General features: G+C 74.8%; 18 protein-coding genes and 1 riboswitch. Of the genes, 10 read left to right on the forward strand and 8 right to left on the reverse strand.

The window, feature by feature from the left end; all coding sequences use genetic code 11:
• Positions 1-189 precede the first annotated feature (189 nt).
• The 6 genes from ABTZ91_RS30885 to ABTZ91_RS30910 form a co-directional block, all read right to left on the reverse strand.
• Complete coding sequence (locus ABTZ91_RS30885) at positions 190-1,137, reverse strand: ECF transporter S component (protein WP_352080526.1); 948 nt, start codon at positions 1,135-1,137, stop codon at positions 190-192.
• Positions 1,134-2,861 (reverse strand): ATP-binding cassette domain-containing protein, encoded by a 1,728-nt coding sequence (locus ABTZ91_RS30890; protein ID WP_352080527.1) that lies wholly within the window; start codon positions 2,859-2,861, stop codon positions 1,134-1,136. Before ABTZ91_RS30890 ends, ABTZ91_RS30885 begins: the two co-directional genes overlap by 4 nt.
• On the reverse strand, positions 2,858-3,988 hold the full coding sequence (locus ABTZ91_RS30895) for an energy-coupling factor transporter transmembrane component T (RefSeq protein ID WP_352080528.1): 1,131 nt from the start codon (positions 3,986-3,988) through the stop codon (positions 2,858-2,860). The genes ABTZ91_RS30890 and ABTZ91_RS30895 overlap by 4 nt, the downstream gene beginning before the upstream one ends.
• The gene (locus ABTZ91_RS30900) at positions 3,985-4,650 is read right to left on the reverse strand and encodes an SCO2322 family protein (RefSeq protein WP_352080574.1); all 666 of its coding nucleotides are present in this window, start codon (positions 4,648-4,650) and stop codon (positions 3,985-3,987) included. Before ABTZ91_RS30900 ends, ABTZ91_RS30895 begins: the two co-directional genes overlap by 4 nt.
• Positions 4,651-4,685: 35 nt before the next feature.
• Positions 4,686-6,005, reverse strand: a complete 1,320-nt coding sequence (locus ABTZ91_RS30905) for a prenyltransferase/squalene oxidase repeat-containing protein (RefSeq protein WP_352080529.1) — start codon at positions 6,003-6,005, stop codon at positions 4,686-4,688.
• 77 nt (positions 6,006-6,082) lie between these two features.
• Positions 6,083-6,216: riboswitch (cobalamin riboswitch) on the reverse strand.
• Between the two features lie 81 nt (positions 6,217-6,297).
• Complete coding sequence (locus ABTZ91_RS30910) at positions 6,298-7,350, reverse strand: MBL fold metallo-hydrolase (RefSeq protein ID WP_352080530.1); 1,053 nt, start codon at positions 7,348-7,350, stop codon at positions 6,298-6,300.
• 205 nt (positions 7,351-7,555) lie between these two features.
• On the opposite strand from ABTZ91_RS30910, the gene ABTZ91_RS30915 reads away from it, so the two are divergent.
• The 5 genes from ABTZ91_RS30915 (at position 7,556) to ABTZ91_RS30935 (ending at position 11,305) form a co-directional block, all read left to right on the forward strand.
• Positions 7,556-9,025, forward strand: a complete 1,470-nt coding sequence (locus tag ABTZ91_RS30915) for an aldehyde dehydrogenase (RefSeq protein ID WP_352080531.1) — start codon at positions 7,556-7,558, stop codon at positions 9,023-9,025.
• Entirely contained in the window at positions 9,025-9,258 is a 234-nt protein-coding gene (locus ABTZ91_RS30920) for a ferredoxin (protein WP_352080532.1), read from the forward strand. Before ABTZ91_RS30915 ends, ABTZ91_RS30920 begins: the two co-directional genes overlap by 1 nt.
• A 26-nt stretch (positions 9,259-9,284) precedes the next feature.
• Positions 9,285-9,965: a hypothetical protein gene (locus ABTZ91_RS30925; protein WP_352080533.1), complete on the forward strand. Its 681-nt coding sequence runs from the start codon at positions 9,285-9,287 to the stop codon at positions 9,963-9,965.
• 44 nt (positions 9,966-10,009) lie between these two features.
• The gene (locus ABTZ91_RS30930; RefSeq protein ID WP_352080534.1) at positions 10,010-10,555 is read left to right on the forward strand and encodes a hypothetical protein; all 546 of its coding nucleotides are present in this window, start codon (positions 10,010-10,012) and stop codon (positions 10,553-10,555) included.
• Between the two features lie 195 nt (positions 10,556-10,750).
• Complete coding sequence (locus tag ABTZ91_RS30935) at positions 10,751-11,305, forward strand: hypothetical protein (RefSeq protein ID WP_352080535.1); 555 nt, start codon at positions 10,751-10,753, stop codon at positions 11,303-11,305.
• A 145-nt stretch (positions 11,306-11,450) separates the two neighbouring features.
• Here ABTZ91_RS30935 and ABTZ91_RS30940 read toward each other — a convergent pair whose 3' ends face one another.
• Positions 11,451-12,080 (reverse strand): TetR family transcriptional regulator, encoded by a 630-nt coding sequence (locus ABTZ91_RS30940; RefSeq protein ID WP_352080536.1) that lies wholly within the window; start codon positions 12,078-12,080, stop codon positions 11,451-11,453.
• 229 nt (positions 12,081-12,309) lie between these two features.
• On the opposite strand from ABTZ91_RS30940, the gene ABTZ91_RS30945 reads away from it, so the two are divergent.
• From ABTZ91_RS30945 to ABTZ91_RS30955, 3 genes are read left to right on the forward strand one after another with little or no spacing between them, the layout of a single operon-like run.
• Positions 12,310-13,635, forward strand: a complete 1,326-nt coding sequence (locus tag ABTZ91_RS30945; protein ID WP_352080537.1) for a glycosyltransferase family 4 protein — start codon at positions 12,310-12,312, stop codon at positions 13,633-13,635.
• A gap of 44 nt (positions 13,636-13,679) precedes the next feature.
• Positions 13,680-14,465, forward strand: a complete 786-nt coding sequence (locus tag ABTZ91_RS30950; RefSeq protein ID WP_352080538.1) for a class I SAM-dependent methyltransferase — start codon at positions 13,680-13,682, stop codon at positions 14,463-14,465.
• Positions 14,462-15,538: a prenyltransferase gene (locus tag ABTZ91_RS30955; RefSeq protein WP_352080539.1), complete on the forward strand. Its 1,077-nt coding sequence runs from the start codon at positions 14,462-14,464 to the stop codon at positions 15,536-15,538. Before ABTZ91_RS30950 ends, ABTZ91_RS30955 begins: the two co-directional genes overlap by 4 nt.
• A 47-nt stretch (positions 15,539-15,585) precedes the next feature.
• Here ABTZ91_RS30955 and ABTZ91_RS30960 read toward each other — a convergent pair whose 3' ends face one another.
• The gene (locus tag ABTZ91_RS30960; protein ID WP_352080540.1) at positions 15,586-15,879 is read right to left on the reverse strand and encodes a hypothetical protein; all 294 of its coding nucleotides are present in this window, start codon (positions 15,877-15,879) and stop codon (positions 15,586-15,588) included.
• Positions 15,880-16,024: 145 nt separating this feature from the next.
• Between ABTZ91_RS30960 and ABTZ91_RS30965 the strand changes: the two genes are divergently transcribed.
• Positions 16,025-16,585, forward strand: a complete 561-nt coding sequence (locus ABTZ91_RS30965) for a hypothetical protein (RefSeq protein WP_352080541.1) — start codon at positions 16,025-16,027, stop codon at positions 16,583-16,585.
• Between the two features lie 180 nt (positions 16,586-16,765).
• Entirely contained in the window at positions 16,766-17,269 is a 504-nt protein-coding gene (locus tag ABTZ91_RS30970; protein WP_352080542.1) for a hypothetical protein, read from the forward strand.
• Positions 17,270-17,300: the final 31 nt, after the last annotated feature.

Below are 17,300 nucleotides of genomic sequence, written 5' to 3' on the forward strand. Positions count from 1 at the left end.
GGTGAGCACCGGCTGCCTGGCGACGTCCACCAGAGAAGCAAACCGGCGGGGGCCGCGCAATCACCCCCGGTACGAGGCAGGGTCGGACACGCGGGGGGTGCGCGGGAGCGGGACGGGGGTGCGGTGAGGGCCGGACCAGTGCAGGTCAGGACCCTCTATGGGGCGATTTGGGCGAATCGTCCGAAGCTACTATTCCGGCTCGTACGTGACCTGGGTCCTATGAGGGGCCTCACCCCCAAGGGCCTTTCCGGGGGCCTCGAATGTGACCTGGGCCTCGAAGTTCGCCCGGCGCGTGGCCCGCCGCAGCGCCCGCAGCAGCGGTCCGCCGACGGTCAGGGTGAGGACGACCGTGAGGACGGCGCGGCCCAGGTCCCAGCCGAGGGAGGTGGCGACCACGTACGCCAGGAAGCGCACCAGGTTCTCGTGCGCCGGAGCCCCGGGCTGGAAGGAGATCCCCAGGTCCATGCCGCCGACGGTCACCCACCCGTACAGATTGGTGACCGTGCCGTACGCGAACGCCGCCACGAACCCGTACGCGGACAGCATCAGCAGCTCCCGCCGGCCGCCCGGCCGGGCAGGACCCGGCAGCAGCCCCGCGCCCATCGCGAACCAGCCCATCGCCAGCATCTGCGTCGGCATCCACGGCCCGACCCCGCCCGTGAGCAGCGCCGACGCGAACATCGTCACCGCGCCGAGCACGAAGCCGAAGCCCGGGCCCAGGACCCGCCCGCTCAGCACCATCAGGAAGAACATCGGCTCCAGACCGGCCGTTCCGGCACCGAGGGGCCGCAGCGCCGCCCCGACGGCGGCGAGCACCCCCAGCATCGCCACCGCCTTCGCGTCCATCCCGCGGTCGGCGATCGTCGCGACGACGACGGCGATGAGAAGGGGGAGCAGCAGGGCGAAGAACCAGGGCGCGTCGGCCGCGTGGTCCGTGACGGCCGAACCGGCGTCGGCGAAGAGCGGCCAGCCGACGGCGAACAGACCGACGACCGACACCAGGACCAGGGCGGCGACCGAGCGCGGGCCCAGCCGGATCGGCCGGGCGGCGCGCGAGGCTCGGGCGGCGCGCGAGGCTCGGGCGGCGCGGGCGCTCGTCAGGGCGCTCGTACGGGCACGGGGGGTGGTCGGGGTCATGCGCGCAGCGCCTCCTCGACCTGCTCCACCGTGAGCCAGGGCTCCGGCGCGAGGATCTTGGCCACCTGCGGCGAGAAGGCCGGCGAGGACACGACGACCTCGGCGGTCGGCCCGTCCGCGACCACCTCACCGCCCGCGACGATCACCACACGGTGCGCGAGCTCCGCCGCCAGCTCCACGTCGTGCGTGGCCAGCACGATCGCGTGCCCCTCGGCGGCGAGCACGCGCAGCCGCGCGACCAGGCGGGCCTTCGCCGCGTAGTCCAGACCACGGGTCGGCTCGTCCAGGAGCAGCAGGGGCGGCCGGGCGGTCAGCACCACGGCCAGCGCGAGGGCGAGCCGCTGCCCCTCGGACAGGTCCCGCGGATGCGTCTCGTCCGCCACGCCCGGCAGCAGCTCCGACACCAGCGCCCGGCAGGTCCCGGGCGCGGCCCCCGCGTCCGCGTCGGCGGCCGCGCACTCCGCCGCCACCGTGTCCGCGTACAGCAGGTCCCGCGGCTCCTGCGGTACGAGCCCCACCTGCCGGATCAGGGCGCGCGGGTCCGTCGCGTGCGGGGTGAGCCCGGCGACCCGCACGCTGCCGGAGGTCGGCGTGATCATCCCGACCAGCGTCCCCAGCAGCGTCGACTTCCCGGCCCCGTTGCGCCCCATCAGCGCGACCGTCTCCCCGGCCCCCACGGTCAGCTCCACCCGCCGCAGGGCCTCGACCCGCCCGCGTCGCACGCCGAGGGCACGGACGTCGACGAGGGGCTGGGCGGGTGCGCCGCCGGACGCGGGCGGGGACACGGCCCGCCCCCGCCACCGCCCGAACCGGGAGAGCGCCCTGCCTGGCGTGCCCTGGCGGGTGGTGGCCGTAGTGAGCCCCGCCGGCGTTCGAGGCGCGGGGGTCCGGGGGCGGAGCGCCTGGTCCCGGGGATCCCGCCCCGCCAGCCGCTCCTTCAGCGGACCCGCCGCGCGCCGCGCGTCCCGCACCGACAGGGGCAGCGGGTGCCAGCCCGCCAGACGGCCCAGGGCGACCACGGGCGGCCGGACGGGCGAGACGGTCATCATCTCGGCCGGCGGGCCCATGACCGCGTCCGGGAGGAGGAGGACCTGGTCCGCGTACTGCACGACCCGCTCCAGGCGGTGCTCCGCCATCAGGACCGTCGTGCCCAGGTCGTGGACCAGGCGCTGGAGGACGGCCAGGACGTCCTCGGCGGCCGAGGGGTCGAGGGCGGAGGTCGGCTCGTCGAGGACGAGGACCTTGGGGTGCGGGGTGAGGACCGAGCCGATCGCGACCCGCTGCTGCTGCCCGCCGGAGAGCGTCGCGATCGGCCGGTCCCGCAGATCGGCCAGCCCGAGCAGGTCGAGCGTCTCCTCCACCCGGCGCCGCATCACCCCCGGCGCGAGCCCCAGCGACTCCATGCCGTACGCCAGCTCGTCCTCGACCGTGTCGGTGACGAAGTGGGCGAGCGGGTCCTGCCCCACCGTGCCGACCAGGTCCGCCAGTTCGCGCGGCGGATGGGTACGCGTGTCGCGGCCGTCCACGGTCACCCGCCCCCGCAGCGTGCCGCCGGTGAAGTGCGGGACCAGCCCGGACACGGCACCCAGCAGGGTCGACTTCCCGACGCCCGACGGCCCGACGAGCAGCACCAGTTCGCCCTCGGGCACGGTCAGGTCCACGCCCGCCAGCGTGGGCGCGGACTCGCCGTCGTACGTCACCGAGACGTTCTCGAAGCGGATCACGGACGAGCACTCTCCTTGCCAGGCCCCGCCGGCACGGGGGCCACGAACGCGGGCAGCAGCCCGATCAGCACCGAAGCCGCCGGCCACAGCGGCAGCTGGGGCGCCTCCAGCGGTACGACCCCGGGCCGCAGCGCCCCCGGCGCCACCGCCCCCGCCCAGATCATCGCGACCGCGACGGCGACGCCCGCCCCGGCCACCAGCCAGGCCCGCGCGCCCCACCGGTCGGGCCGGTAACGGGTGCGCACCGCCCGCCGCCCGCCGAGCCGCAGCCCGGCGACGGCCGCGAGGAGCCCGGCCACGAGCAGCGGCAGCCCGTACGAGGCGCCCTGCGCGGCGAGCAGCCCGTACGAGCCGGCGCACACCCCGAGCAGCCCGCCCAGGGTCAGCACGTTCGTGGTGCGCCGTACCGAGGCCGGCACCCGCGCCGTACGGCCGTAGCCGCGCGCGTCCATGGACGCGGCCACCGCCACCGACCGCTCGAGGGCGCCCTCCAGGACCGGCAGGCCGATCTGGAGCAGGGCCTTGAGCCCGCCGGTGGGCCTGCCCCGCAGCCGGCGGGCGGTACGCAGCCGGACGACGTCGACGACGAGGTTCGGGGCGAAGGTCATGGCCACGACGACGGCGACGCCCGCCTCATACAGCGCGCCGGGCAGCGACTTGAGCAGCCGCGCCGGGCTGGCGAGCGCGTTGGCCGCGCCCACACAGATCAGCAGGGTCGCGAGCTTCAGCCCGTCGTAGACCGCGAACACCACCTGCTCGGCGGTGACCCGGCCGCCGATCCGCACGCCCCGCGCCCAGTCGGGAAGCGGCACCTCGGGCAGCGTGAACAGCTCGTACGACCCCGGGATCGGCGAACCGAGCACCAGCGAGAACCCCACCCTGAGGGCCACGACGAACAGGCCCAGCTTGACGAAGGCGCCGTACGAACGGGCCCAGGGCGCGTCGGTGCGGCGGGCGGCGACGACATAGCCGGCGACGCCGACGAGCAGGCCGAGCAGCAGCGGATTGGTGGTGCGGGAGGCGGCCACGGCGAGGCCGAGCGCCCAGAGCCACCAGGCGCCGGGGTGCAGGGCGTTGGACCGGTTCGCCTCGGGCGCGCGCAGCCGTACGAGCGGGGGCGGGGTCATCCGCGGCGGCGGCGGGCCTGCCAGACACCGGCGGCGCCGAGGAGGAGCACGGCGGCCCCGCCCGCGACGAGCCCGACGGACGGACCGCCGCCGGAGTCGGAACCGGTGGTGGTGGACGTGCCCCGCGCGGTCGTCACCGGGGCGGTGACCGGGGACGAGGTGCCCGCCCCGCCCTTCGGCGGCTCCGTGCCCGCGTCCGCGACCTGCTCCCCGCAGCCCTGCGCCGGATACCCGGCGATCCCGCACAGCAGCGCCTTGGAGTCGTACCGCAGCGGCTTGGCGACCGCCGCCAGCACCTCCGCGGCGGTGGCGTCCTCGCGCACCTGCGGGCAGCCGGTCCGCAGCGCCGGGGCCGGCGGCGTCTCGCCGGGCGGGGCGTCCTCGGGGCGGCCGAAGTCGATGACGACCGCGACCCGCTTGCTGCCGTCCTTCTCGGCCACGCCGGAGCAGACGCGGGCGAAGTCGGGGGCGGCGGAGGGCCGGGTGGCGTCGCTGGAGTCGCGGCTGACGGCGAAGCGGAAGCCGATGGTGTCGCCGTCCGCGGGCCGGGCGGTCGCCGGGCCCTGCGTGGCGTAGCCCCACGTCCCGCCCGCTCGGCCCTCCCAGAAGGACCAGTAGCGGTAGCCGGCCGCCTCGGCGGGCGAGGCCGCGGCGAGCAGCATCAGTCCCGCCGCGGCGCCCGCGGCCAGCCTGGTCCTCACTTCTTGCGGCCGCTCATGAGGAAGCCGATGCCGACGCCGACGACCATGCCGATGCCGATGATCCACCACACGTCGAAGCCGGACTCGTCCTCGTCGGCGCCGGCGGACGCCTCGGAGTTGTCGGGCGCCTTGGGGGCGGGGCCCGTGGCGTTGAGCTGCTCCAGGAGGTCGACGGCGCCGAAGCTGCGCGGGTCGGTGTCCATGGCGTGCGCGGCGAAGACCAGCTGGGCGTAGGCGGCCGGTCCACCGGTCTTCGCCCAGGCCGGGGCGTTCTTCTCCAGCCAGGCGAGCGCGCCCGCGGCCTCCTTCTTCGCCCCGGCCGCGGCGAGCGCGACGACGGCGTCGGCGGTGTTGCCGTAATCCGGCTGCTCGGCGGTCTCGGTGGCGCCCGGCATCGGCGGGGTGGTGAGGTGGCCGGTCGCGGCGAGCCGGGCGGCGAGGTAGGAGGCGCCGTTGAGGGCGGCCCGCTCGGCGGTCGGCTTCGGCAGGTCGGTGCAGGTGACGGGCTGCTGGGGCTGGGCGCCGCGGGCGGTGATGCCCTTGCCGAGGCCGGCGAGGGTGGCGGCGGCGGTGGCGTCGGCGTTCGCGAACAGCTTGCCGGTCTTGTCGGGCTGGTAGGCGAAGGCTCCCCCGTCGCCCTTGGCGCCGGAGGCACCGCCGTCCTTGTCCGTGTCCCTGGCCGCGGCCTTGTCCGTGTCCTTGGCCCCGGGGTCGGCGCAGGGCAGCGCGAAGGTGAGGAGGGCGTCGTACGGGCTCTTGCCACCGGTGGACTTCACGTCGGCCGGCCGGACGCCGGAGGACGCCAGGGCGCTGATGACGATGGAGGTGGAGTTGGCGTCGCTGGCGCCGCCGGGGACGTAGCTCCAGCCGCCGTCCTTGTTCTGGACGCTCTTCAGCCAGGCGGCCCCGGCCTTGGCGGCCTTCTCCGTCTTCGCCGGGTCGGCGGACTGGCGCTTGACGGCGGTCAGCGCCTGGACGGCGACGGCCGTGGCGTTGCTGTCGAGCATCGTCTTGGCGTCGCAGGGCTTGGCCGGGTCGGGGCGGTACGAGGCGAAGGCGCCGTTCGCGCACTGCTGGCCGAGCAGCCAGTCCACGGCCTGGTCGGCGGGCTGGATGCCGGAGGTGCGCTGGGCGAGGAAGGCGAGCGACTGGCGCCAGACGCCGTCGTAGGTCGGGTCGGAGGTGCCGTAGAGACCGGCCGGGACCTTGGCGGGGGAGGGCGTCGGCGAGGGCGCGGCGGTGGCCGCTGTGGCGACGGTGGTGCTGAGCACGGCACCGGCCGCGAGTGCGGCGGCGGCGCGGCGAACGCTGATCATGGGTCCCTCTCCTGGGGCACCGGACACCGGCGCCCCGACGGGCCCAGCCTCCGGCGCCGTATTCCTCGACGGTGCCGGCGCTCACGTCCCGTACCGGGCGGTCCGACTCCACGCCCAGGGGCGTGTCACGGTTGCGGGGTCAGTGCCGGATTCCCACCGGCTTCCCCCTGTACGGGCATGACGACGGTCGCCCACTCTACCGGCCGGTCACCCGCCGCCCCCGGAGCCGTACGTCACACCGCTCCGGGCGCACCGCCCCCTCGGGCCACTCCGCTCACTCCGCTCACTCCGCTCACACCGCCACGTACGCCACCGGCTCCGTCCCCGCCACCGGTTCCGCCCGCCCCCGCTTCACCAGGTGGCGGACGTGGGCCTCGGCCTCGCTGACGGCGATGGTGCGGGAGCCGTGCGGGATGCGGTCCCAGGGGCGGTTCCACTCCATGCGTTCGGCGAGCTGCCAGGGGGTGAGCGGGACGGCGAGCAGGGCGAGCAGGCCGGTGAGGCGTTCCTCGTGGTGGGCCAGGAGCTCGCGGACCCGGCCGGCGGCGTCGGGGAAGGCGTGCTGGTGGGCGGGGAGCACTTCGGCGGCGCCGAGGCGGCCGACGCGCTCCAGGGAGTCGAGGTAGTCGCCGAGGGGGTCGGTGACGGTGGCGTCGTCGGGGTCCTCGTACAGCCCGATGTGCGGGCTGATGCCGGGCAGCAGGTGGTCGCCGGAGAACAGCCGGCCGTGCCCGGGGAGGCCGGCCGGGTGGGCCTCCTCCAGGTGGAGGCAGACATGGCCGGGGGTGTGGCCGGGCGTCCATACGGCGCGCAGCCGGCGGCCGGCCAGGTCGAGGAGCTCGCCGGGGACGATCTCCCGGTCGGGCAGGGCGGAGCGCAGTCCGGGCAGGGTGCGCATCCGGCCGCCGGCGGCGCGGGCGGCGAGCAGCGGGGCGGTGTGGTCCTCGGGGGCGCCGACGGCGGCGAGCTTGCGCGCCAGGTAGTCGAGCCAGCTGCCGGGGGCGGAGCCGCGGGTGCGGCGGACGACGGCGATGTCGGCGGCGTGCATGGCGATCCAGGCGCCGGACTCCTCCCGGACCCGGCCGGACAGGCCGTGGTGGTCGGGGTGGTGGTGGGTGACGACGACGCCGTGGACGTCCGCGACGGCGAGGCCGAGGGCGCCGAGCCCGGCGGTGAGTTCGGCCCAGGAGTCCGGGTCGTCCCAGCCGGTGTCGACGAGCACGGGCCCGCGGCCGGTGTCGAGGACGTGGACGAGGGTGTGCCCGAGGGGGTTGTCCGGGATGGGCACCCGCAGCGACCAGACGCCACCGCCGTGCTCGGTCACCGTGTCGGTCGCCTGTGCCATGAGCGTCCTCGTCTCCGCGTAAGTACCGGTACGGCTCCTGCTCGGCCATTGCCCACTATAACGAGAACTGGTATCAGTTCTGAAAGACCGTCAGATGACCGGTCGGGCAACGCCGGTCGGACAACGCCGGTCGGGCAGTGCCGGTCGGACAACGCCGGTCGGACGAGACCGGTCGGACAACGCGCGTTCCGGGAGGCAGTCGGCCATGACCGAGCTTGTGGAGCACGGAGAACTGTTCATCGGCGGCGCGTTCGCCGATCCGCTCGGCAGTGAGGTCATCGAGGTGATCTCCCCGCACACCGAGGAGGTCCTCGGCCGCGTCCCGCACGCCTCCAAGGCCGACGTCGACCGGGCCGTCGCCGCCGCCCGGCGGGCCTTCGACGAGGGGCCCTGGCCGCGGTGGACGCTGGAGGAGCGGATCGAGGTCGTCGGCCGGATCAAGGACGCGATCGCCGTGCGGCACGAGGAGATCGCCCGCTCCATCAGCTCCCAGAACGGCTCGCCGTACTCCTGGTCGGTCCTCGCCCAGGCGCTGGGCGCGATGATGGTGTGGGACTCGGCGATCACGGTGGCGCGGGAGTACGCCTACGAGGAACGCCGCTCCGGGGTCCTCGGGCCGCTGCTCGTGCGGCGGGAACCGGTCGGGGTCGTCGCGGCCGTGGTGCCGTGGAACGTGCCGCAGTTCACCGCCGCCGCCAAGCTCGGGCCCGCGCTCCTGGCCGGCTGCACCGCGATCCTCAAGCCCTCCCCGGAGACGCCCCTCGACGCGTACATCCTCGGCGAGATCGCGGCCGAGGCCGGGCTGCCGGAGGGCGTCCTGTCGATCCTGCCGGCGGACCGGGAGGTCAGCGAGTACCTGGTCGGGCACCCGGGCGTCGACAAGGTCTCCTTCACCGGGTCGGTCGCGGCCGGCAAGCGGGTGATGGAGGTCGCCTCCCGCAACCTCACCCGCGTCACCCTGGAACTCGGCGGCAAGTCCGCGGCCGTCGTGCTGCCCGACGCCGACCTGGAGGCCGCCGTCGCGGGCATCGTCCCGGCCGCCTGGATGAACAACGGCCAGGCCTGCGTCGCCCAGACCCGCATCCTCGCCCCCCGCTCCCGCTACGAGGAGTTCGCCGAGGCCCTCGCCGCGGCGGCGGGCGCGCTCGTGGTCGGCGACCCGCTCGACCCCGCCACCCAGGTCGGCCCGCTCGTCGCCCGCCGCCAGCAGCAGCGCTCCCTCGACTACATCGGCATCGGCCAGGCCGAGGGCGCCAAGGTCCTGACCGGCGGCGGCCGTCCGGCCGGCCTGGAGCGCGGCTGGTACGTCGAGCCGACCCTCCTCGGCGGCGTCGACAACGCGATGCGCGTCGCCCGCGAGGAGATCTTCGGCCCGGTCATCTGCCTCCTGCCGTACGGGGACGAGGACGAGGCCCTGCGGATCGCCAACGACTCCGACTACGGCCTCAGCGGCAGCGTCTGGACCGCCGACGTCGAGCACGGCGTCGACTTCGCCCGCAAGGTCCGCACCGGCACCTTCAACGTCAACACCTTCAGCCTCGACATGCTCGGCCCCTTCGGCGGCTACAAGAACTCCGGTCTGGGCCGCGAGTTCGGCCCCGAGGGCCTGGCCGCCTACCTGGAGCACAAGATGATCCACCTGCCGGCCGGCTACGAGGGGCCGGGTGGGGCGTGATGGGCGACCGCTGGCACGTGGAGGTCGACCGGAGCGTCTGCATCGGCTCCGGCATGTGCGTCGTCCACGCCCCGGACGGCTTCCGCCTCGACACGGCCCGCCAGTCCCGTCCGCGCGAGCCGGAGGCGGACGCGAACGAGCGGGTGCTGGCGGCGGCGGAGGGCTGCCCGGTGGAGGCGATCGCGATCACGCTGGTGGACGGAGGAGAGCCGGTCTTCCCGCCGGAGGAGTAGCGGCGACCGCGTGGAACACTCCGAGCATGACGAGAACGGTGACGGGCCGCGGCGCGCCGGCCGCCGCGGCCGTGGCGGCTCTGGCCCTGGCCGTGACGCTGACGCTCGGCGCCACGGGCTGCGCGGCCGGGGGAACGGGTGCGGGGACGGGCGCGGGTTCGGGTTCGGGTGCGGGGACGGGCGCGGGTTCGGGTTCGGGTGCGGGCGCGGGGACCGGCGGCGGCGCGCCTTCCGCTTCGACGGCCCCGCAACGGCCCGTGGACGCCGGCCCGTTCAGCAGGGAGCGGGTGCGCGGCGAGCTGGCGGCCGCGATGGCGGACGCGGGTGCCCCGTCGACCGACCCGTCCTGGGAGACGCTGGTGAAGCGCCTCCCGGCCGACTCGTGGGCGAGGTGCCTGGTCGTCCACAAGGCCCACGGCACACGGACCGCGCCGCTCGGCCTCCGCCGGTACGAGGCGGTGCTGGGCGAACTCGGCGAGCGCGGATGGCGGGAGCGGCCCGGCCTGCGCAAGGAGACGAAGGGCGAGGGCGGGGCCGCCGGTGAGGTCCAGCGGGTGTTCACGCAGCGCGGCTGGAGCCTGGTGGCGGAGTTCCGGGGCCTGCCGGCGACGGGTCAGATCGGGCTCCAGGCGTCCGAGGACGCCTGCGTCGCGCGGGCCGGAGGCGAACCCGGGCAGGCGTTCCCGTATGCAAAACTACTCCCTTGATCACGGGGGCAAGAGGCCCTTGTGCGCGCTGAATTGGGAGTACTGTGCGCAAGGCGAAGTGGGTGGCCGCGGCCGCCGGTGTGGTGCTGCTGGTCGCGGGCTGCGGGAGCGGCGGCGGTTCGGACAAGGGCGGTTCGGCCTCGACGGGCGGCGGTTCGGCGTCGGCCGGTTCGACCGGCGGCGGCTCGGAGGCCGGTGGCGGCGAGAAGCTGACGGCGGACGCCGTCACCAAGGAGATCGAGACCGCGGCGACGGCCGCCGGCTTCACCCAGGACACGTCCGGCGAGGACATCCCGCCCGGCCTGGAGAAGTGCATGGTCTCCTGGACCCCCGACGCGGAGAAGGCCGCCGACCCGAAGAAGTCCTACGCGGACACGGTCGCGACCCTCACCAAGGGCGGCTGGAAGACCGGCCAGAGCCTCACGCAGAGCGGCTCGACGGTCCAGACCCTCACCAAGGCCAACTGGCTGCTGAAGGCGAGCGACCACAGCACGGGCCCGGTCAAGATGGTGATGTTCATCGCCAGCGACTCCTCGCCCGTCTGCGAGGCGCTGTTCAAGGCCGACCTGGAGAAGAGCAAGCAGTCCTGACCCCGGCCGCCGACGGCCCGGCCGCCTCGGGCCCGCTACGCCCGGCCGCCCAGGGGCGGCCCCGCCCGGCCCCCACCCCGGCGGACGGGCGGGGAGCCGGGGCCCCACCGGTGGAGCGGCCGTGTCGGCGCCCCGTGACACACTCCTCCCCTGATCCGGGGGCGAACGGCCCCGTGATCCGGGGAGGGGACCACAGTGGGAAAGAAGAGACGGACCGTCTCGGCGGCCCTGGCCGGGCTGGCCCTGACACTCGGGGCGGCGGGCTGCGGGGCCGAGGACGAGGCGGCGAAGACGCCACCGCCTCCGCCGCGCCCGGCGGGGACCGGCCCGCTCACGAAGGACGTGGTACGGGCGGACGTCGACGGGGCGGTGGCCGCCGCCGGCCTGCCGAGGAACGCGGAGGACTACGGCCAGTTGGCCGACAAGGGCTCCGGCCGCCTTCCGGCGGCGTGTTCGCTCGCTTTCAAGAGCTTCGACGAGGAGTCCACGCCGGTGGACCTCTCCCGCTACGACACGGTGGTCGGCGCCCTGCGCGACCGGGCCTGGCAGCCGGCCGGGGAGCGCAAGGAGCGCAAGGCCCGGGACGGGGCCGTCGGCGTCGCCGAGCAGCTGTTCGAGCAGCGGGGCTGGTTCATGGTCACCGAGTACCACGAAGCGGCGGACGGCCAAGGAGTGGTCACGCTGCGCGCCCACGACATCGCCTGCGTCAAGAAGTCCGGCATCCTCGATCAGGATCCGACGACGGGCTGACCGGCTGACCGGGCACAGGAGGAGCGAGGCGGCGACCGCGCCGTCCCGGGCGGGACCGGCGACCGGCGACCGCTCGCCACCCGGACCGGCGACCGGCGAGCTCAGCGCCCCAGCGAGGTCCGCTCCGCGCCCCGCCGACGCCCGCTCAGCGCCCCGCCGGGGCCCCCTGCTCGCTCCCCGGCGCCGTCAGGTCGATCAGCCGGCAGACCGTCTCGATGTCGATCTTCACCTGTGCGATCGAGGCCCGCCCCGACAGCCAGGTGATCAGCGCCGAGTGCCACGTGTGCTCGATCACCCGCACCGCCGACAACTGCTCCGGCGTCGGGTGCTCCGCCCCCATCGCGTCCAGGATGATCGCGGTGGTCAGCCGCGACACCGTGTCCACCTCCGGGCTCACGCTGCGGTCCGCGAAGGTCAGCGCCCGTACCATCGCGTCCGCGAGCTGCGGCTCCCGCTGCAGCGCCCGGAAGGCCCGCATCAGCGTCTCGGCCACCCGCTGCGCCGGGTCCTCGCCCGCCGGCGGGCGCTTGCGCAGCGTCGTGTGCAGGTGCTGGAGCTGGTCCTGCATGGTGGCGACCAGGAGATGGATCTTGGACGGGAAGTAACGGTAGAGCGTCCCCAGCGCCACCCCGGCCGCCTCGGCGACCTCCCGCATCTGTACGGCGTCGAAACCGCCCCGCCCCGCGAGCTGCGCGCTGGCGTGCAGGATGCGCCGGCGGCGCGCCTCCTGGCGCTCTGTCAGGGGCGGTGTCGCCGGTCTGTCTTCCGCGGTCATGAGTCCCGTTCCATGCGGTGCATGAGTCCCGTTCCATGCGGTGGAGGAGCGACAGTATGGCGGGTCGGCCGTCGTGGCGCGAATCACCTGATCCGCCTCTCGCGGCCGAGCTACCTGCCGGTAGATTCAGTGCTCCTCGAAGGATCAAGAACGATCAAGTCTGTAACTTGTTCTAGATTAGCGCGGGCGGTTACGCTCGCGCGAAAAGCACGCTCGAAGGGGGTCCCAGATGACCGCGGAGGCCGTAGAGGCAAGCCCCCGACCGGGCGCCGGCCCGGGCGGTGACCGTCCGTTGCGGATCGCTCTCCTCACGTACAAGGGGAACCCGTTCTGTGGCGGCCAGGGCGTCTACGTCCGCCACCTCTCCCGCGAGCTCGCCCGCCTGGGCCACAGCGTCGAGGTCATCGGCTCCCAGCCGTATCCGACGCTCGACGAGGGCGTGCCGCTCACCGAGATCGCCAGCCTCGACCTCTACCGCCAGCCCGACCCCTTCCGCACCCCGGGCCGCGACGAGTACCGCGACTGGATCGACGCCCTCGAGGTCGCCACCATGTGGACGGGCGGCTTCCCCGAGCCGCTGACCTTCTCCCTGCGGGCCCGCCGCATGCTCGCCGCCCGCCGCGGCGACTTCGACGTCGTCCACGACAACCAGACCCTCGGCTACGGACTCCTCGGCGGCCCCCGGGCGCTGGGCGCCCCGCTCGTCACCACGATCCACCACCCCATCACCGTCGACCGGCAGCTCGAACTCGACGCCGCCGCCGACTGGAAGCGCCGCGCCTCCGTACGCCGCTGGTACGCCTTCACCCGCATGCAGAAGCGGGTCGCCCGCCGCCTGCCGTCCGTCCTCACCGTCTCCGGCACCTCCCGCCAGGAGATCGTCGAACACCTCGGCGTCCGCGAGGACCGCATCAAGGTCGTCCACATCGGCGCCGACACCGACCTGTGGTCCCCGGACCCCTCCGTCGCCGAGGTCCCCGGCCGGATCGTCACCACCTCCAGCGCCGACGTCCCCCTCAAGGGCCTCGTCCACCTCGTCGAGGCGCTCGCCAAGCTCCGCACCGAACACCCCGACGCCCACCTCGTCGTCGTCGGCAAGCGCGCCGAGGACGGGCCGGTCGCCCAGGCCATCGAGCGGTACGGGCTCGACGGCGCCGTCCGGTTCGTCAAGGGCGTCACCGACGCCGAGCTCGTCGACCTCTACCGCTCCGCCCAGGTCGCCTGCGTCCCCTCCCTCTACGAGGGCTTCTCGCTGCCCGCCGCCGAGGGCATGGCCACCGGCACCCCGCTCGTCGCCACCACCGGCGGCGCCATCCCCGAGGTCGCCGGACCCGACGGCGAGACCTGCCTCGCCGTCCCCCCGGGCGACGCCGGCGCCCTCGCCGCCGCGCTCGGCCGGGTCCTCGGCGACGCGGAACTGCGCGCCCGGCTCGGCGCCGCGGGCCGGGAGCGGGTGCTCGCCCGCTTCACCTGGGCCAGGGCGGCCCAGGGCACCGCCGAGCTGTACCGCGAGGCCCTCGCCCGCCACGGCCGCGTCGCGGCCCCCCGCCCCTGACACCGCGGCCACCCCCTCCGCGCAGCCACTGAAAGGCAGACCCCGTGCTGACCGTCGACTTCACCCGCTTCCCGCTCGCCCCCGGCGACCGCGTGCTCGACCTGGGCTGCGGAGGGGGCCGGCACGCCTTCGAGTGCTACCGGCGCGGCGCCCAGGTCGTCGCCCTCGACCAGAACGGCGAGGAGATCCGCGAGGTCGCCAAGTGGTTCGCCGCCATGAAGGAGGCCGGCGAGGCCCCGGCCGGCGCGACCGCCACCGCCATGGAGGGCGACGCGCTCAACCTGCCCTTCCCCGACGAGTCCTTCGACGTCGTCATCATCTCCGAGGTCATGGAGCACATCCCCGACGACAAGGGCGTGCTCGCCGAGATGGTCCGGGTCCTCAGGCCCGGCGGCCGGATCGCCGTCACCGTGCCCCGCTACGGCCCCGAGAAGGTCTGCTGGGCGCTCTCCGACGAGTACCACGAGGTCGAGGGCGGCCACATCCGCATCTACAAGGCCGACGAACTCCTCGCCAAGATGCGCCAGGCCGGCCTCAGGCCGTACGGCACCCACCACGCCCACGCCCTGCACGCGCCCTACTGGTGGCTCAAGTGCGCCTTCGGCGTGGACAACGACAAGGCGCTGCCGGTCCGCGCGTACCACAAGCTGCTGGTCTGGGACATCATGAAGAAGCCCGCCCTGACCCGGATCGCCGAGCAGCTGCTCAACCCGGTCGTCGGCAAGAGCTTCGTGGCGTACGCGACCAAGCCCCACCTCCCGAAGGCCGACGCCGCGACCGGCACCGGCACGGGGGACGCGGCCACCGACACCGGGAAGGCCGACGCGTGACCTCTCCCGAGCGGATCGCGGAACACCTGGTCCTGCCCGGGGTCCTGACCGCCGAGCAGGCCGCCGAGACCGTGGCCGGCATCCTCGCCGCCCAGCGCGAGGACGGCGCCATACCCTGGTTCCGCGGCCACCACCTGGACCCCTGGGACCACACCGAGGCCGCCATGGCCCTCGACACCGCAGGGGAGCACGAGGCCGCCGCCCGCGCCTACGCGTGGCTGGCCCGGCACCAGAACACCGACGGCTCCTGGTACGCGGCCTACCACGACGGCGACCCCGACGACGTCACCGACCGCGGCCGCGAGTCCAACTTCGTCGCGTACATAGCCGTCGGCGTGTGGCACCACTACCTGTCCACCGGCGACGACGCCTTCCTCGACCGGATGTGGCCCGTCGTCTACGCCGCCGTCGAGTTCGTCCTCGGCCTCCAGCAGCCCGGCGGGCAGATCGGCTGGAAGCGCGAGGCCGACGGCACGCCCGTGACCGACGCCCTGCTCACCGGCAGCTCCTCCATCCACCAGGCCCTGCGCTGCGCCCTCGCCATCGCCGAGGAGCGCGAGGAGCCGCAGCCGGACTGGGAGCTGGCGGCCGGCGCCCTCGGCCACGCGATACGCCGCCACCCCGAGCGCTTCCTCGACAAGTCCCGCTACTCGATGGACTGGTACTACCCGGTCCTCGGCGGCGCGGTCACCGGCCCCGAGGCCAAGGCCCGCATCGACGCCCGGTGGGACGACTTCGTCGTGCCCGGACTCGGGGTGCGCTGCGTGCTGCCCAACCCCTGGGTCACCGGCGGCGAGAGCTGCGAACTGGCCCTCACCCTGTGGGCGATGGGCGAGTCCGACCGGGCCCTGGACATCCTGACCTCCATCGGGCACCTGCGGGCCGCGAACGGCGCCTACTGGACCGGTTACGTCTTCGAGGGCAACCGGGCCTTCTGGCCCGAGGAGCAGACCACCTGGACCGCCGGGTCGCTGCTGCTCGCGGTCGCCGCGCTCGGCGGCGACGAGGCGACGGTCGCCGTCTTCGGCGGCGAACGCCTGCCGCGCGGCCTGGAACCCGACTGCTGCGCCTGACCGTTCGGGAGCCGCCCGCCCGGGGAGGCGGGCGGCAAGGGTCCGGGTCAGTGGCGGCGCAGCAGCCGCCCGGCCACCAGGTGGCCGACGAGCAGGTAGACGACGGCGGCGAGGCCGTAGCCCGCGACGACCCGTGCCCACGCCTCGTCGAACGTGAAGAGGTCGTGCGACCAGCCGGCCAGCCAGCGGGCGACGCTCTGGACGAACTCCACGAGCTCGTTGCCCCGGTTGGCGCCCAGCAGGTACATCAGGATCCACAGGCCGATGATGGCGGCCATGACATCGGCGAGGACGACGATCACCCTCGCCGCTTGCGTGGTGTTACTCCGTCCGGAAGTCATACCCCTCGGGTTACCGCGAGTTGGCGCCCGAAACCCGTCCTACGGCAGGTCTTCCGTGACCCGTTCGGAGGCGGCCGGGTGGCGCGGGCCCGGAGCCGGGGAGAGGCTGACGCCACAGTCCCCGGGGGGCCAGGGAGGTCTCACCGTGCCCACCTTCGTCCGTGCGCGCCGCGCCGTCGTCGCCGCCCTCCTGTCCGGCGCGCTCCTCGTCACGACCGCGGCCTGCGGCGACGAGAGCAGGCAGAGCATGACCGCGAACGCCCAGGCGACCCCGACGTCCTCGGCGAGCTTCCAGCAGCAGAAGCTGGCCAAGACCCGGTTCGTGGCCAACGCGGGCCTGGCGGCGGGCGCAACGTACCAGTGGATCGTCAAGCCGTACCGCGCGGGCAAGTTCAAGAAGGGTGCCGACGGCCGCACCGTCGCCCTGGTGAAGGCGGGCCTCGCGGGCGCCTTCACCTACAACCGGCTCAAGGCGGCCGTGAACAACGCCAAGGGCGACGCCCTGCTGTCGAAGGCGGTGGCGCCGCTGAGCGCCGGCATCGACTCCTTGAAGGACCTCGGCACCAAGCTGCGCAAGGGCGAGGCCACGGACGGCGACATCGGCGCCTTCGAGAACATCATCAAGGGCGTGAAGGACGCGGGGAAGAGCGCGGGCGCCGAGGTCGTCGACAAGGTGCCGAGCACGTCCCAGCTCAGCGGCGGCTGACCGGCGGCCGAGCGAGGCCCGAGCGGGGACTGACCGGCGGCCGAGCGGGGCCCGGGCGGGGACTGACCGGCGGCTGACCGGCGACCCGTCCGGCGGCCGAGCGGGCCTCCGCCGTACGGGGGAGGCGGTCCCGACGCGCGGAGGAGGCGCCCAGGGCGGCCGTCCGCGCACGATGGGCGCATGCCCCGGACCCAGCAGCGCCCGCCCTCCCGGAACCGCCTCCTGACACGCACCACCGCCGCCGCGCTCACCGCATGCGCCGGCGCCCTCGCCTACACCGTCAGCAAGGTGGACCTGGCGAGGGACGGCGAGCTCGGGATGCCGGGCTTCCCGGCGCCGGTTGACGCCTATGCCGGTGTCACCGACGTCACCACCGCCCAGCTGGCCAACGCGGCCCTCGGCCTCCTGATGGCGCTCGTCGCCGTTCTGCTCATCCGTCTGCCGCGCACCCCGTTCGTCCGCCTGCCCGTCCTGGCCGTCTCCTGGGCGGGCATCGCGATGGTGGGAGCGGGCGTCCTCGGCTTCGGTGCCCGCGCGGCGGGCCTCGCGCCCGCCCTCGGCCCCGTGCCGCCCCATCCGCCCACCGCGCTCGCGGCCCTGCTCGTCGGCGCCGTATGGGCGACCGCCTGGACGCTCGCCACCGTCCGGGCCACCCGCGCCGGCCGCGGCCCCCGCCCCGCCTGACGCCGCCCGCCTCCGCCGTCCGCCGTCCGTC

Origin of the sequence: Streptomyces sp. NPDC126499, from assembly GCF_040302485.1 — a bacterium.
GTDB lineage: Bacteria > Actinomycetota > Actinomycetes > Streptomycetales > Streptomycetaceae > Streptomyces.

Coding starts and splice junctions, on each gene's coding strand:
- ABTZ91_RS30885 (WP_352080526.1), bottom strand. CDS start 1,137: ATGACCCCGACCACCCCCCGTGCCCGTACGAGCGCCCTGACGAGCGCC.
- ABTZ91_RS30895 (WP_352080528.1), bottom strand. CDS start 3,988: ATGACCCCGCCCCCGCTCGTACGGCTGCGCGCGCCCGAGGCGAACCGG.
- ABTZ91_RS30900 (WP_352080574.1), bottom strand. CDS start 4,650: ATGCTGCTCGCCGCGGCCTCGCCCGCCGAGGCGGCCGGCTACCGCTAC.
- ABTZ91_RS30905 (WP_352080529.1), bottom strand. CDS start 6,005: ATGATCAGCGTTCGCCGCGCCGCCGCCGCACTCGCGGCCGGTGCCGTG.
- ABTZ91_RS30910 (WP_352080530.1), bottom strand. CDS start 7,350: ATGGCACAGGCGACCGACACGGTGACCGAGCACGGCGGTGGCGTCTGG.
- ABTZ91_RS30915 (WP_352080531.1), top strand. CDS start 7,556: ATGACCGAGCTTGTGGAGCACGGAGAACTGTTCATCGGCGGCGCGTTC.
- ABTZ91_RS30920 (WP_352080532.1), top strand. CDS start 9,025: ATGGGCGACCGCTGGCACGTGGAGGTCGACCGGAGCGTCTGCATCGGC.
- ABTZ91_RS30925 (WP_352080533.1), top strand. CDS start 9,285: ATGACGAGAACGGTGACGGGCCGCGGCGCGCCGGCCGCCGCGGCCGTG.
- ABTZ91_RS30940 (WP_352080536.1), bottom strand. CDS start 12,080: ATGACCGCGGAAGACAGACCGGCGACACCGCCCCTGACAGAGCGCCAG.
- ABTZ91_RS30945 (WP_352080537.1), top strand. CDS start 12,310: ATGACCGCGGAGGCCGTAGAGGCAAGCCCCCGACCGGGCGCCGGCCCG.
- ABTZ91_RS30960 (WP_352080540.1), bottom strand. CDS start 15,879: ATGACTTCCGGACGGAGTAACACCACGCAAGCGGCGAGGGTGATCGTC.
- ABTZ91_RS30970 (WP_352080542.1), top strand. CDS start 16,766: ATGCCCCGGACCCAGCAGCGCCCGCCCTCCCGGAACCGCCTCCTGACA.